General features: G+C 53.7%; 7 protein-coding genes. 3 read left to right on the forward strand and 4 right to left on the reverse strand.

What is annotated here, in order from left to right:
• Positions 1-170: 170 nt before the first annotated feature.
• Positions 171-593, reverse strand: coding sequence for a helix-turn-helix domain-containing protein (locus CLU94_RS14805; protein ID WP_099666163.1), 423 nt, complete (start codon positions 591-593; stop codon positions 171-173).
• Positions 594-1,247: 654 nt separating this feature from the next.
• Here CLU94_RS14805 and CLU94_RS14810 point away from each other — a divergent pair.
• The 3 genes from CLU94_RS14810 (at position 1,248) to CLU94_RS28050 (ending at position 10,176) form a co-directional block, all read left to right on the forward strand.
• A complete protein-coding gene (locus tag CLU94_RS14810; RefSeq protein WP_099666164.1) occupies positions 1,248-8,963 on the forward strand; it encodes a CHC2 zinc finger domain-containing protein in 7,716 nt (2,571 codons plus the stop codon).
• Positions 8,964-9,548: 585 nt separating this feature from the next.
• On the forward strand, positions 9,549-9,743 hold the full coding sequence (locus CLU94_RS28045) for a hypothetical protein (protein ID WP_143451421.1): 195 nt from the start codon (positions 9,549-9,551) through the stop codon (positions 9,741-9,743).
• Positions 9,744-9,951: 208 nt separating this feature from the next.
• Positions 9,952-10,176, forward strand: a complete 225-nt coding sequence (locus CLU94_RS28050) for a hypothetical protein (RefSeq protein WP_143451422.1) — start codon at positions 9,952-9,954, stop codon at positions 10,174-10,176.
• A 373-nt stretch (positions 10,177-10,549) separates the two neighbouring features.
• On the opposite strand, the gene gyrB is transcribed toward CLU94_RS28050, so the two are convergent.
• The 3 genes from gyrB to dnaA form a co-directional block, all read right to left on the reverse strand.
• Positions 10,550-13,048, reverse strand: coding sequence for a DNA topoisomerase (ATP-hydrolyzing) subunit B (gene gyrB, locus CLU94_RS14815; protein WP_099666165.1), 2,499 nt, complete (start codon positions 13,046-13,048; stop codon positions 10,550-10,552).
• Positions 13,049-13,129: 81 nt separating this feature from the next.
• Positions 13,130-14,236 (reverse strand): DNA polymerase III subunit beta, encoded by a 1,107-nt coding sequence (dnaN, locus tag CLU94_RS14820; RefSeq protein WP_034754341.1) that lies wholly within the window; start codon positions 14,234-14,236, stop codon positions 13,130-13,132.
• 141 nt (positions 14,237-14,377) lie between these two features.
• Positions 14,378-15,772 carry a chromosomal replication initiator protein DnaA gene (gene dnaA / locus CLU94_RS14825; RefSeq protein WP_034781304.1) on the reverse strand — a complete coding sequence of 465 codons (1,395 nt, stop codon included), beginning with the start codon at positions 15,770-15,772 and terminating at the stop codon, positions 14,378-14,380.
• Positions 15,773-15,954 lie beyond the last annotated feature (182 nt).

Raw genomic sequence — 15,954 nt, forward strand, 5'->3', positions numbered from 1 at the left:
TTTTTGGCGTATGAACACCCACACCGCGATCTATAGGCGCAGCGAGAAGCAGACGTGTTTAGTTTTGGGGCTTGACGTTGGCAGGGGCTTTGGAGATACTGAAGATGTCCGTCTTGGGTATCGTTCGATGCTCTGGGCCAACGGGGCAAGCCGAAAGGTTTGTCCCGTTCTTACATGGTGGCCTCCTCTCGCCTGCGTCTTTTAATACGACGCAGGGGTTCGGGTTGGCGATCCACAAGTGATCCCTTCAAGTTCAGCGCATCTTGGATTATTTTGATTTGGACAGGATGCAAGGTGTCTAGTTGCTCGCGAAGTCCCTGGATCATCCAGTACATGTCCTGCGGACTATCTAGCGGAAGGGCCAGCTTTCGTTGGGATGCTGTGGCCGCTACGCGTACGTGCGTTTGCTCGCTAGGTGGCAAGCTAAGCGCGGCTATTAGCCTTTCAACAAATTCTTCTGTTGGTGGCCCTTTTGCGCCAATCTCAAGCGCAGAGATATAGCTTTGCTCATATCCCAGCAGCTCGGCAAGCTCAGACTGGCGAATTTGATGCCGAAGACGTAGCTCGTGCAAGATGTGCGAAAACGGGCTCATGTTTCTTGGATCCGGTGGTCTCTTTGCTTAAAACGATAGCTAAGTACCACTGGCCTGTCAAGAGGGGTGATTGTCGTAAGTATTTGAAAAATATAGCTTATTTTGGCCGCCAAAGTATGCCACTTTGGTCTGCTAGTCGCCTATAGACGCCCTAAAATTTACCTTTACTGTTTATAGCATTTTTGGCTTAAAGAAGAGTCAAATTATATTTTTGTGCGGCCTGGCCTCCCTATCTGAAATGTGTTGTTCGAGAACGCCTGGGCCAATCGTTCGTTGGATTCGGGACTTGTCACCCATTAGTCAGGCCGTGAATTTCTCATCAGGACCGCCGCTATTCGCATGAAGTGCCGCCGCCTGTGTTCGTGAGTCACCACCACTTGCTTTCATGGATAGCGAGTTGGCCGATATGTCGGTTTATGCCCCAAAGCGGAAATTGAGCGTAAAGGTCAAAAGCGTTGGTAACTAGACACATAGGTACTATGTAGCTTTTTCGGTGACGAGGAAATCACACTGGCAAGCACCACTTCCAACCTCGGCTTATAAAATCGCCCTATCCTCTATCGCGAAGGCTGTTACCCTCGAAATTTACTTCTAGGAGATATTACAAAAATTGAAATAGAATAGTTCTGATACGAAACTGGCTTGGAGAGCTAAATGGCAAAAAGGTTGACCACGATTATTCAGCAGTTGGTGAACTCTGTCGATCTCGTCGAGTTGACAGAGAGACTTGCCATCCCAATCAAACGTACTGGCAAGACAATCCTTGCGCAGTGTCAATTCCATGAAGATTCCAATCCCTCAATGACCTTCTATGACGGGTCAGGAACAAACCGTCAGCATTATCACTGTTTTGTCTGCAATGCTACCGCCGATCTTTTCAAACTCACTGAAGCCCGTAAGGGGCTGAATTTTGAAGAGGCCGTACTTTGGCTCGCCAAAGAATACGGAATCAAAACTGATGCCTCAATGCCCGCCACGAAGGCAGGTGCCGCACAGAGCAAGGAAACCTCAAAAAGCGGATTTGACCTTGCTGATGAAATCTACAAACAGGCGAATAACAAGATTTTTCTTCATGAATGGCTCCATGATCGGGCGTTTGACCATGCAAACCCGGTCCTTGGGGACCTTGTATATGCCGGTCAAAAAGTCTTGGTGAATCATATTGCCGCCTCTGAGAGTTACGCTGAGGCTCGGGAGCTATTAGGTAAGTTGGAAGACATTGGACTGGTAAAAACGGATAGCCGCTCAGAAGGCCCAAAGCCAAGCGCTTCCGAAGGATATCTCAATCTTGGTCGTCAATTTCGCGATTTCTTCTTTGATTCTCGAATCATCTTTCCAATCAGAGAGAGCAACGGTACTTTAGTCGGTTTCGCAGGCCGAAAGCTCACAAATGAAAGCAAGTCGCCCAAGTACCTCTATACGCCAAACCTTCCCAAGTCTAACGTCCTATATGGTTTCGCAACAGCGGTGCGACTCCTACGAGAGTCACTGAAGCCTGGCGATCAATATGCCACGCTGTATGTCTGCGAAGGGCTAATGGACACGTTGCGCCTTCAAACTCTGGGGCTCCCTGCCGTGGGAATTCTTGGTGCCCAAGTTTCCGAGCAGCAATGCAGACTGATGATGCAGATCGCAAAAGACCTGCCCAACGGATTCTCGTTGCGGCTAGGGGTGTTTCTCGACAGAGATACTGCTGGGCTTAGAGGTGCAGCTAGTCTTCTCCGAAAAATACTTGAGGTGGACCGCGATTTTCGGATTGAGCCCTTGTTTGTTTGGCCAGTTATTCAAGCGGGAGTCGCAGGTGCTGTCATTCCGAAAGACCCAGACGAATTCCTCCGCAGCACTCTTGATGCTCAAGAGGCTTATGCGTCAATAATCGCGTGGCATCATCCTGCAATCGTCGCCATATTGGCGGATGAGCTAGGAATTACTCCAGACGACATATTAATCGATGCGAAGTGGGAACTAATTTCACTCAGTCGACGATTCCAAGCTGTACTTTCTGCCCTGCGACTGGTCGGAGATCTTTGGGAGCGAATCAGCGTACTTCCTGGGCAAACATCCCAAGTAGCGGCAAAGTGGTACAGCGATTTGATCCGCTTCGCCAAGCAACCAGCTGGTGACTCATCCGAGGATAGGTTAATTAGACCTACATCTATCAATGATGAGCATGCAAGACTCAATCTTGCACGCGAACTTGCTGAGTCTGGGATACGGCGTGGCGAGCTCCCTACAGATGTAGCGGCCTGGCGACGCATTGATATGGCGGCCACCACTTTCAATGAGGGCATTAAGGCGCGACTCAAGCAAAAAAAATTCTTTCCAATGGAACCGCTGGACGCAGTATTTGTTTCACGTGGCTTCGGAAAATTGCAACCCAGGGTCAAGACGATTGCCTGTCCGGAGGACCTTATCGCGCAACAATATTTGATGAACGAATTGCTTACGGAGCGATACGATAAGCCAATTGGTGAGTCATTTAGCAGCGCCATACCCGCCGTTCGATTCGAACGAAATACAAATCGGGCCCGCACCACTGGTTACGGTTTCGAAAGTACAGAAGTATTTAGCTTTGCCTATCAGATCGATATGGATGTCCTTGAAGGACGCCAACCTTCAGGCGAATCTGGAATATTCCGCCCGTATTTTGATTGCTGGAAGGACTTTATTGGCTCAGTAACGCGCCAAGGCTCCAAGATGACTCAGGTGTATATGGTACGCCTCGACGTCAAGCGCTATTACGACGAATTGCGTAAATCGGTTGTTCGAAATTCCCTTCGGCTCCCTCTCGACACAGCATTCAAGAGGCTAACAAATGCAACCGACTTCGCCCCTTGGTTTGCACCCTACGGATCGGACGAAAGAATACAAGCTGTACTGGATTGGTTGTTGGATCAGAGTTTTGATACAACGTATTATCACCCTGCGAACGGCGAAACGACACCTTCACCGAGCAACGAAAAAGGCATTCCTCAAGGGCCAGTCTTATCGGCTTGGCTCGCTTCCGTTGCGTTATTCCCCATGGATCGCGCTCTACGTGACTGCGTGGCCAAATTCAATTCATCCGAAGAAACGCGTGCGGGATTCGCACGTTATGTTGACGACATCGTCATACTTGCTGATAGCGCGGAAATCCTTGGTGCCTTGCGAGCCGCTGCTGAAAACGAAGCCCGTTCTTTACAAATTGAATTGGTTTCAAAGGAGGTAGTTGAGCCAATGTCGCCAGAACAGTTTTCTCGCCATCTTACGGACGGACGAGCACTAGCTGCATCTGGACCAATTGGCGAAATTACTCTGCTTCCAGCAGGGGATGGTGACCTTGGTTGGTATTCGCTTGCAGCTGCGCCACCGAAACGGTATGCCGCATTACAGCTACTTAGAGATCACACGCTCTACCACGCAGTTAGCGATCGCCTGTTAGATCAAATAACAACCGCATTGCGCTCAGACGACTTGCGCCCTTCCGAGCTAGGAAAGGCGGCTCGATGGATCTGGTATTGGGCGGCCGACGAGGAGAATGCGCAAACTGCGGATGGACTCTTCCAAAAATACTGGAAGGGCTGGAGCGAGGTAACAGCGGGCGCAACCTGGGTACTTGATCCAAAACAGTGTCCTTGGGATGACCCTGCATTTTATGCATTGGAAGGTTTAGAAAAACTACTTGAATCAGCGCACTGGGGCGAAGAATCCCTTAGTTTCGAAGCAAACCAAAGACGAATTAAACTCATCGCTCGAGTCGCATCGTTGGCGAAAACAGACAAGTTCATTTCGTTATTTGAAGAGTCCACGAGCGCTTTGGCTCCAAGTAGTTGGGGGCTTGGAGTGATGAACCTGCGTAGGATGTTCTGGCAACGTGCCCTTGGTATGCGCTGGAAAGCAGATCGCCTCGCTCCAGGAAATGCTGATTCCGCTGACCTACCGCTCATGCAGCTCGAAAGTGAAATTAGTCATTTCCGAATCTCATTGCGACGAGCTCAAATTACCGATGCAGAAACCTGTAAACGGGCGCCACCGGTTTCAAGCGCTCAAAGTGGCCAGGATGACAAGGACAAGAACGACCTACGGGACGCCCTACTTTGGCTTCACGACGCTTTTGTACGGCTGGGCTCTGATTCATCACTTTCAGTAATTGAGAAAGGCAAGACTCCTCCAGATCCCTTGCTCGAGACCTCCCCTGAAATTGACGAGCTGTTAGCTCGCGCTAAGCAATCAGGAGAGTCCGAGCTCACAATAGACTTCCTGACAATTTTGGAGGCACTGTGTCCCAAGAGCGAAAGCGCAGCAAGAATCGGCGAAGTGCATAGCCGAAAGGACCTGCTACAAATAGCGTTAGCAACATTCGTCTCTATTACTCCCCGAAATCGAGTAGCAGACTTGTTGGCGGTGCGGGAGCATCTTCTACCCCTTGGGGACCCATCAAAAATTAGATTGATGGTACCTGCACTACCGGGCGTTCCGACATCCGAAATCTTGGCACTTCTAGTTCCGTCAGATACCGAGATGACAAGCCCAGTAGAGACCATCGAATGGTTTTCTGTGAAATCCGAAAGCTCAAATGAAGAGCAAGAGCAAATAGAGTTCGCCCCGCCAATTCTTCTGATGGCGTCCCCTGGCGCAGAACCACTGAGAGTTAAACTGGGCTGGACTCCATCTAGCCAATTGGACGTAAATTCTGCATCTGCACCCTGGGATCAAGATTGTCCTGCCAATGTATTAGTAAAACCAAGTGTGCCTCCGTCGTCAAACTCACAATTACGGTGGGTCGCCGATGTATTTGACGCAATTGCACGTCTTAACCACTACCAGGATAGTCTCAACAAAGGGACCGAGTATGTCGCCACGTGGGCGAACCTAGCCATCAACCATTGGTTCCAGTATGCTGGCGACGAACGAATCAAAGTAACACTAATTTGTAGTCCAGTACTTAGAGAAAAGGTGAGCGGGATTGCATATGTCCGAGACGGATCACGTGGACTAAAGAGTTATGACATCCCAAAAGAGAATGGTGCGTACTGGAGAGTTGGCGTTACTCTAACTGACGCACTCGGATTTGTGGACGAACTGGATCGGTTCTCCGCTTTGGAAATACCCACTAATGATGCTACGGACTCTTATGCGCCTGATCGCCACTTACTGCGAAATGTGCTCCGGAAATTGAGAGGGCACTACAGCAGGGGAGAATACCTGCCACGACGGGCAAACAAACCTCACATGCCGGCAACGCTGGAACGCTCGTTGCAGTTACTTAGAAACTACCCTGAGACCGACGACGTTGTTTCTGGGATTGCATATGTACTTGCATGCGAGATGGAAACAAGGACGATGAGTCGCCGATTTGCGACAGCTCCGGATCTCAATCTCCCCGGTGCCCTTCCTGACATTCTGCATCGAATTTCACGCGACGTTAGCAGCAGAATGCCGCTAGGTTGGGCACAGTACCTTCCGCCTTCAAGTGGACCGCAACAAGCACCAGTTTGGCGAGCTGCACCGTCAGCCTGGAATCATCTATTGACTCGAATCGAGGGAGCCACTGATCCAAAGGATATTAGCTGGGATGCCTATATCTATGGCTTGCGAGTGCTTGTTATAACGGAGTGGCTTCGCGCATTAGCCTTTGAACTTGAAAGTGACGGAATTCACGGAAAATGGACACTTTCTAGAAATCCAGAAATCGAGTCTCGATGGGAAATCGAAAGTGCTGTATGTTGCAACGATTCATCTGAGTATTCATATGCTGCCTTAGTTCTCCGATTCACCGACGCGATGCGCGAGGGCCGTTCCCAGGCGGCTTTCGAATTCGTCACGCCACTTGGATGGCTAATTATTGTCGCGGGCCGTCTTGGATTCCTCGATGATGAATACCGCACATCATTTGTGGATTGGAGCACTCTCGATGAAAACCGAATTAGGAAAATTGCACAATTCTTATCACTAGGAGCATCCGTAAGTATCGAAGGAAATGATACTGAAGTTGAGAACTGGCCTTTTGAGCATTTTGAGGTCGAGCCTACCAATTCCTTTAATTTCAAAGAGCTCGTGGAAACACTTGAAATGCTCGATAGGAAATGCGGCTTACGCGTTTCCAATGCCACCGCCGCCTGGAGATTCGAACCAAGGGAAAAGCAATTTACTGACGAAAAGGGAGAAACATGGTCATTCCCAGCCTGGCGAATCGCAATAACGGACGGCGCCGCGCCAGAGGAAATTCCGGCCAATGGCCGTATCCTTCGTAAATGGACAGAGACACGAAATCTGGACGGAGCGTTAGTCTCGATATCGGCTCGGGGCAAACGCCTTGCTACGCTTCTGGGTAGTCAAGAGTTTGAAGTGGGTTCCGAAAAAATCCGCGTTGAACACACGTCAAGCGACCAAGCTGAGATTGAACGCGATCTCATACCTGTCGCGACTGCGCAGGAATCCCTCTCAGGCCAAAGGATTGATGCGTCCATCCCGCAAGAACCAAAGGCTCAAAGCACGAAAACTGAAAGCGAAGGTGAAGAGACAGAGACCAGAGCCGCGCCTCAAAAGACTGTCAACGAGATTCGCGCTCGCCTGGGTAGTCTCCAAACAACCTGCTGGATGAGACGAAACAGTCGAAGCGAGGGGCATATTCGAATAGCGATCATGCAATGGAATGTCGCCGACAGTTATCGGCATCCAATCTATGACATCGCATTACCAACGTTCGTTCAAGAAAAAGAATTCGGCAACTTCACGGCGAAAGCGAAACAAGCAGCGAAGTTTTCTAAAGACTCTGAGTACATCGAAAGCTGGACTGAAGTCGCGCAGTTGCCAAGTTGGGCCGAATTTAGGCGGCAGCGTTTATTGGAGCAGGTCCTGCGCTGCTGCCAGCAGTTCTCCGTGAACTTGCTGGTTCTCCCTGAGTATTCGGTACGCCCAGAGACAATCAAATGGCTTAGGACCAGCTTAAAGGATCGAAGCCTTGATCTCAACATTATTGCCGGTACTTATCGCCTCTTCGGTAACGCGAGTGAGCCCGGCTTTACGGAAGCACACAAAGAAATTCTCGGAATAGAGGACTACTCCAAGCACATACATTCTCGTGGTTCGAAGCCTGACTACAGTTGGGAACGCAGCGCTATATTAACCTTGCTAGCCCCAATTAGATACCAAGACCAGTTCCATGTCGCGTCATTCTCTCGCGCGAAAAAATACGCATCCAATGCCGCTGAGGAGTGCATAAACCCGCGCATGGGTCAATGGGAACCGCTTTTCTCCATCGACAAGTTGCTCAACAATCTTGCGCTGCGGATCTCCACGAGCGATGGAGGGAAGAAAGATATCCCAGCTACCAGGGTTTTAGAACTGATAACTCAATCTAAGAGCTTGCAGTGTATTGCCGAACTTGTATGCTCAGAGCTTTTCCTCCCTATGAGTCCCATAAACTACGGCGGACTTGCGAGTGAGTATCAGAAACTCGTCATACGCTTTGGAGGAAATCTCGATGCAAAAGAAGCAGAGGAAACCGTACTAAGAGACGTTAGGGCGCTGGCAAGTCACTTAGGTATCAGTGTACACCGAGATAGTTTATATCGGCGCACAGTCCTAGTTGTACCAGCGATGTCGACGCGCTCCGCCGATTATTGGTGCTTTGGCCAAGCAGCGATTTTAGCTGGCGGAATCACTACTGTTTTCTGCAATGCCGTCGGGAAAAAGCTGTCAATAGGAGGTAGTTGTTTTATTGGTCGGAAGAGCTGGGAGTTTAGCACCAACATCCCTGGTATCCAGCCGCAAACCCCATATCATGGGTGGTCTAGAGGGATCTTTTATAACTCTAAGGACGACGCACTTGGCGACACTGAGCAAGCCGTAGTAATCGCGGATATTGACCCCGCCAACATGAATGAAGGACGACCACGGCAGCAGGCATTGCCAGTCCCACTTCAGTTAGTCGCTTACCTACCAATTGCTGAAACTATTCAACAAAAGGGGATTCCCGTCCAACCCGGACGTCACCTCAGCCAAGCCGAGCATATTGATTTCGAGAAGTCTCAATTTATGGCAATTACTACACTACTTGAAAGGCTGGAGCAGCGTGGCGTGGCAGGAAGGGTCATTGACCCACAAGTGATAGATCCGACAAAACTTGCCGAACAATTCAGCGGATTACTTGGTGAGTCAACTAAGCCCTTCCTCAACCGCCTGCATCACTGGGAGAAGCATTGGCGCGACCAACCATTTGCTGGCCCACCGCCTGCACTGGTGGATTGGCTTTGGGTTGACTTGACACCAGAACCCCAGACTGACCTTCCCTTAGTGTTCGTCCCTCCTTGGACAGAACAGGACCGGCCAATGAAACAAGAAGACGATTCGGAGAAGACGCCGGATATTGGTAACGCATCAGTCTGAACAAACTTTTTTGTCCACATTTTGGATGCCAGGGGAGGCGTCGGTGCTGTTTCCACACATATTAGACTTTTGATGGCTCAGCAATCATAAGTTCGACGGTAATTGAAGTGAAAAAAGGCTCCACGGAGCCTTTTTTCACTAACTTCGAAATACGGTGGATGTGACACGAATAGTGCAAACTTTCGGCGCATCATCCGGCACGCTAGGCGCGGCCGTAGGCAGCGTGGCGGGCGTGCCGCTGGGCCGCCCTGCGGACCAGCAAAAGCCAAGGCGGTTAGCAGCAAGGCGGCTATGCCGCTTCCGCGCCCTGCGCGGTGTGGTCTGTGGCGACAGCGGCCGCACAACCTGGTGCGACGCGTGTGACCATGCCGGAACGGCTGGGCCAGGCCGCGCGGCGAGGGCACGAGTTGGTGGCCGCCGTCGACGGCGGCACCGGCAGGCGCGCCAGCGGTTGGCATCGAGCGCCGTGGTGACCTGCCGGCGCCGCGCTCTATTCGGTTGTAAGAAACGGAAGATCCGCGCCACCTGGTGCACCGAGCCGGCCGGTTGCCGACGACTTGAACGCCGCCTAGTAGCGGTTTAAAAATGACACAAAACCAAAATCAGAATGAACCGTCACCTTGGATTTTGACTCTCGCCGAATGGGTTCGTGGAGTGCCTGTCAGCGATGAGGCGCTGTACCGTATGCAGCAGTTCAGCTTCATCTATCCAGATGACAAAGGAGTGCTTAAGCTTACTCCAGCTGGGGAGCAGACACTGAAAGAGAATGGCTTGGCGTAAGCTAACGTCAGAGAGAGTCGCTGCACGTTGGGAGGCTCAGCCACTGCCAAGCTTTCATCAACCGTAATACCAGGAAGGATATTCCTCCGTAGCACGCACGCCGGTCTTGAGCCGGCTTTACCGATGAGAGGGTCGGGCGCGGTGCTTGGCTTACGAAAATGGCGTGATGCGCCCCGCTACGGCCGGTAGCCTACTTTAAGGAACAAAAATGGCTTCATTGCCCACTTTGGAAGATGCGGAACGTGCGATCCTCGATGTTTTTGCCGAAAAGGGAACACGTCCAGGAGAGAGCATCAAGGGAATTGTACTAACGGACTTGATGGTTGGAAATCCGGCTCCGTTCCGCGCTGATGATCTCAACGCTGCGCTTGCCTCGATGGCTGAAAAAAGGGTGGATTTTTCAAAAGCTCGCAGGCTGGTACACCCTGACTGAGGACGGCTTCGCGCAAGTCTAAGAAAACTACAACGGTGTACTATCAGCGCTCCTTACGGTCCAAGGAAAACGCCAATAACTCAAACCGGCACACCTGCCGGTTTTTTTACGCCTCGTTATTGGCGTCGCATCAATTTCAACGAACGTCGCATTAATTTCAGAAAGTCACAGCGGCGGCCTACTGGTGTGCGATGAGCGCCACCAGCTGACCGGAGTCCTTGCCGGCATCAGCCGGCAAGGACCGGCCGCCACTTGGTGACAGGAAAAGCCGATCGAGGCGGATTCCCTGTCACCACACACCTTTTTTCATTATCTGTGTCAGCAGTTTTTCACTAACCTGGCACATTTTTCACTTTCCGTGTCACCCGACAGCTTACACGTCGATATTGCCTGCGCGCAGCGCGTTGTTTTCGATGAAGGCGCGGCGTGGTTCCACGTCGTCGCCCATCAAGGTCGTGAAGATTTGATCTGCCGCAATCGCGTCTTCGATCTGCACTTTTAACAAGCGGCGCACGGTCGGGTCCATCGTCGTTTCCCACAGTTGATCCGGGTTCATTTCGCCCAGACCTTTGTAGCGCTGTTTCGAGACGGTGCGTTCGGCTTCGTCGCGCAGCCATTGCATGGCCTGGTGGAAGTCGACCACGGCGATTTCCTTGATGCGCTCGCCTTCGCCGCGGCGCACAAACGCGCCTTCGCCGATCAAGCCTTCGAAGGTGGCGGCGCCGCTGCTCAGCACGGCGTAGTCCGGGCCTTGCACGAAGTCGGCGTCGATGGCCGTCACTTTGACGTTACCGTGGTACATGCGCTCGATGTGCAGTTTGTGTTTTTCCGACAAGTCGTCGGAACGCACATGCACGCGCACGGCGCTGTCGTTGATGGCCGTCTGCAGGGCCAGGGCGGACGTTTCCGCCAGGTCCAGGGTCGACAGGTCCAGCTGCACGCCGGTCATGATGGCCGTCAGGGCGGCGCGGTCGATGACGCGCGTCAGACGCGTCATGATGGTGTTCGACAGGTTGAACTTGCGCACCAGTTCCGTCAGCGTTTCGCCGGAAATGCCTTCCGCGCCTTCGCGCGGCACCAGCACGGCCGTGTTCAGCGCCACGGTCATCATGTAGCTCGCTTCCTCGGCGTCATCTTTCAGATAGCGCTCGTCGCGGCCCGCTTTCACCTTGTACAGCGGCGGTTGGGCGATGTAGATGTGGCCGCGCTCGACCAGTTGCGGCATCTGGCGGTAGAACAGGGTCAGCAGCAGGGTACGGATGTGGGCGCCGTCGACGTCCGCATCGGTCATGATGATGATGCGGTGGTAGCGCAGTTTCTCGACGTTGAATTCGTCCGGTCCGATCGAGGTGCCGAGCGTGGCGATCAGCGTGGTGATCTGCTCCGACGACAGCATTTTTTCGAAACGGGCTTTTTCCACGTTCAAGACTTTACCGCGCAGCGGCAGGATCGCCTGGAACTTGCGGTCGCGCCCTTGTTTTGCCGAGCCACCTGCCGAGTCACCCTCGACGATGTACAGTTCGCACAGGGCGGGGTCTTTTTCCTGGCAGTCGGCCAGCTTGGCCGACAGGCCCAGGCCGTCCATGATGCCTTTGCGGCGCGTCAAGTCGCGGGCCTTGCGGGCCGCTTCGCGGGCGCGCGCCGCTTCGACGATCTTGCCGCAAATGATCTTGGCGTCGTTCGGTTTTTCTTGCAGGTAATCAGCCAGCGTCTTGGCGACGATTTCTTCGACGGGGCCGCGCACTTCCGACGACACCAGCTTGTCTTTCGTCTGCGACGAGAATTTCGGTTCCGGCACTTTCACGGACAGGACGCAGGTCAAGCCTTCGCGCATGTCGTCGCCGTTGATTTCCACTTTCGCCTTCTTGGCGAACTCGTGTTCATCGATGTATTTGTTGATCACGCGCGTCATCGCCGCGCGCAAGCCCGTCAGGTGGGTGCCGCCGTCGCGTTGCGGGATGTTATTCGTGAAGCACAGCACCTGTTCATTGTAGGCATCGTTCCACTGCATCGATACGTCGACCGAGATATTCGTGTTCTGGTCCGACATGCGCTCGCCCGTGGCCTGGAAAATGGTCGGGTGCAAGACCGATTTGGCCTTGTTGATGTATTCGACGAAGCCGCGCGTGCCGCCTTCGAAGGCGAAGACTTCTTCCTTGCCCGTGCGCTGGTCCGACAACTTGATGTTGACGCCATTGTTCAGGAAGGACAGTTCGCGGATGCGCTTGGCCAGGATTTCGTAGTGGAATTCCACGTGCGTGAAGATTTCTTCGTCGGCCCAGAAATGCACGTCGGTGCCGCGCTTGTCCGTTTCGCCGATGACCTTGATCGGCGAGGTGGCGATGTCGCCGACCATGACGATCTGGCGGTCTTGCGGCACGCCGCGCACGAATTCCATGTGATGCACTTTGCCGTCGCGGCGGATGGTCAGTTTCAGTAATTTCGACAGACCATTGACGCAGGACACACCCACGCCATGCAAACCGCCCGATACTTTGTACGAGTTCTGGTCGAACTTGCCGCCCGCGTGCAGTTCGGTCATGACGATTTCCGCCGCCGAACGCTTCGGATCGTGCTTGTCGTCCATTTTCAGGCCGGTTGGCACGCCGCGGCCATTGTCGGTGATCGAGATGGAATTGTCGCTGTGGATGGTGACGTGGATTTCCGTGCAGTGGCCGGCCAGCGATTCATCGATCGAGTTGTCCAGCACTTCGAATACCAGATGGTGCAAGCCGGTGCCGTCCGAGGTGTCGCCAATGTACATGCCCGGGCGTTTGCGTACGGCTTCCAGGCCTTCCAGGATCTGGATGGAGGCGGCGCCGTATTCTTCCGTTTTGGCCTGGATCGGGGTGTCTTGTGGATTCTCGGACATGGACTGCTTTCTCAAATAACGATTGCTGATTGCGGGGCCTGACCCTGTCGGATCAGACCCCAGTTTTGCATTGGGTTACGCTTAAATGCGCATCGGCATGACAACGTACTTGAAGTCCGCGTTGTCAGGGATGGAGATCAGGGCGGACGAGTTCGAGTCGCCCAGCGCGATGTTGACGTATTCGCATTTCAGGTTGTTCAGCACGTCCAGCAGATACGTCACGTTGAAGCCGATGTCGACGGAATCGCCGCCGTAGTCGATTTCCAGCTCTTCGACGGCTTCTTCCTGGTCCGCATTGGTCGAGCTGATCTTCATGCTGCCCGGGGTGATGATGCAGCGCACGCCCTTGAACTTGTCGCTGGTCATGATGGCGGCACGTTGCAGCGAGCGCAGCAGTTCATCGCGGCCGATGGTGAAGTCGTTTTTGTAGCCTTTAGGAATCACGCGTGTGTAGTCGGGGAACTTGCCTTCCACCAGCTTCGAGATCAGCTCGATGTCGGCAAAGGTCAGTTTCACCTGGTTGGCGGCGATGTCCAGCTGCACCGGCTCATCGTTCTCTTCCAGCAGGCGCTGCAGTTCGATGATGGTCTTGCGCGGAATAATCACTTCCTGGCGCGCAAACGTCTGCTCGGTAGCGACCTGGCAAAACGCCAGGCGGTGGCCGTCGGTGGCCACGGCGATGACATTATTGCCATCCAGAACCAGCAGCAAGCCGTTCAGGTAGTAGCGGATGTCTTGCTGCGCCATCGAGAAATGCACCATGTTGAACAGGTGCTTCAAGGTTTTCTGGGGCAGGGTGACGGACGCGTTGTAGCTTTCCGCTTGTTGCACGGTTGGAAACTCTTCCGCCGCCAGGGTTTGCAGGGCGAAGCGCGACTTGCCCGTTTGCACGGTCAGGCGCTTGTTCAGCAGGGTCATCGTGACGTCGCCCGATTCGGGCAGGGCGCGCAGGATGTCCAGCAGCTTGCGCGCGGCCACGGTGGTGCCGGTGACGTCCGCGCCGGAACCGATTTCCGCGTGCGTGGTGATCTGCACTTCGGTGTCGGTCGACAGGAAGGAGACATTTTCACCGTCTTTGCGGATGAGGATATTGGCCAGAATCGGCATAGTGTGCCGACGCTCGACAATACCGCTCACGATCTGCAGTGGCCGGAGAAGGGTATCTCGGGTGGTTTTGACCAATTGCATATTTATCCTCAATGTATAGGTATGAAGTTTAACGTAGTAATTTAACAATCATTGCAAGGGGAGCCCCGGCAGGCCGGCTGCGGCGCTCTCCCAGATAATAAGGGTAAAGCACGTTTTGAGCCAGCCTTGCCCAAGCGGCGCTTAGCCTTTTAACGTTTGTTCCAGCACATGCAATTCATGGTTGCATTCCGGGTTCTTGGTACGGTCCAGCGCGATCTTGCGCACGGCATGCAGCACCGTGGTGTGGTCGCGGCCGCCGAACAGCTCGCCGATTTCCGGCAGGCTCTTCTGTGTCAATTCCTTGGCCAGGTACATGGCGATCTGGCGCGGCCGGGCGATATTCGCGGGGCGGCGCTTCGAATACATGTCGGCAACCTTGATATTGAAGAAGTCGGCCACCGTTTTCTGGATGTTTTCCACGGAAATCTGGCGATTCTGCACCGATAGCAAGTCCTTCAGCGCTTCCTTGACGATATCGATGGTGATATCTTTGCCATGGAAACGCGAATACGCGAGGATCTTGCGCAGCGCGCCTTCCAGTTCGCGCACGTTCGAACGCAAGTGCTTGGCGACAAAGAAGGCCACGTCGTCGGAGAAGGTCACGCCTTCCTGCTTGGCTTTTTTCAGCAGAATGGCCACGCGCATTTCCAGTTCCGGCGGTTCGATGGCCACCGTCAGGCCCGAGTCGAAGCGCGAGATCAGGCGGTCGTCCATGCCCGTGATTTCCTTCGGATACGTATCCGAGGTGATGATGATCTGTTTCTTTGCGGCAATTAATGCCTCGAAGGCATAGAAGAACTCTTCCTGCGTGCGGCTCTTGCCGCCAAAGAATTGAATATCATCGATCAGCAGCATGTCGAGCGAGTGATAGTAATGCTTGAAGTCGTCGAAACCCTTGCGCTGGTAAGCGGTCACTACGTCGCGAACGTACTGTTCTGCGTGGATGTAGCGGATCTTCGCGCCCGGATTGTCGGCCATCACCTGGTTGCCGATGGCGTGGATCAAGTGGGTCTTACCCAGGCCGACGCCGCCGTAGAAGAACAGCGGGTTGTACGACACGCCCGGATTGTTCGCCACCTGGATGGCGGCGGCGCGCGCCAATTGGTTGGCCTTACCCGTCACGAAGCTGTCGAAGGTCAGGTCGGTGTTGATGCGGCTCTGCTCGCGGCGCGGCGCGGCGCCGATGCTCAGTTCCGGCACGCTCGGCTGCGGTTCCGCGGCGCGCGCGCTGGGCGCGCCGCCATTCGGATCGCTGGCCGGGGTGCTGGCGGTGACGGGTTTCTTCGGCAAGGCCAGGCGCGGGTCGAGCACGAACTGCACTTCCGTCGGCGCTTCGAAGTACTGAATGGCCAGGGCAGTGATGCGGCTGGCGAACTGGGTCTTGACCCAATCGAGCTTGAAGCGATTGGGCGCAGCAATGCGCAGCTTGCCCTCTTCGTAATCGAGAGGGATAAGCGGTTTGATCCACGCACTGAATTGTTGCGGTGTCAGCTCCAGTTCCAACTGCGCGGAACAGGCCTGCCAGAAATTATCCATGTATGTCTATGTGAAAAGGTGTGGGAGGGCGTATCGATTCTGCCCTGCGTTCACCGTGTTGCAAGGCCGGCGTCGCGCGAGGGCTCGCCACACGTAACGCGCTATTCTACTCCCGACTGCGAAAGTTATCCACAGGCACGGCTGTTATTTTTGTGTGGCGGGGTGGGGCGCCGTGTGCATAA

Origin of the sequence: Janthinobacterium sp. 13, assembly GCF_002749695.1 — a bacterium.
Taxonomy (GTDB): domain Bacteria; phylum Pseudomonadota; class Gammaproteobacteria; order Burkholderiales; family Burkholderiaceae_D; genus Janthinobacterium; species Janthinobacterium kumbetense.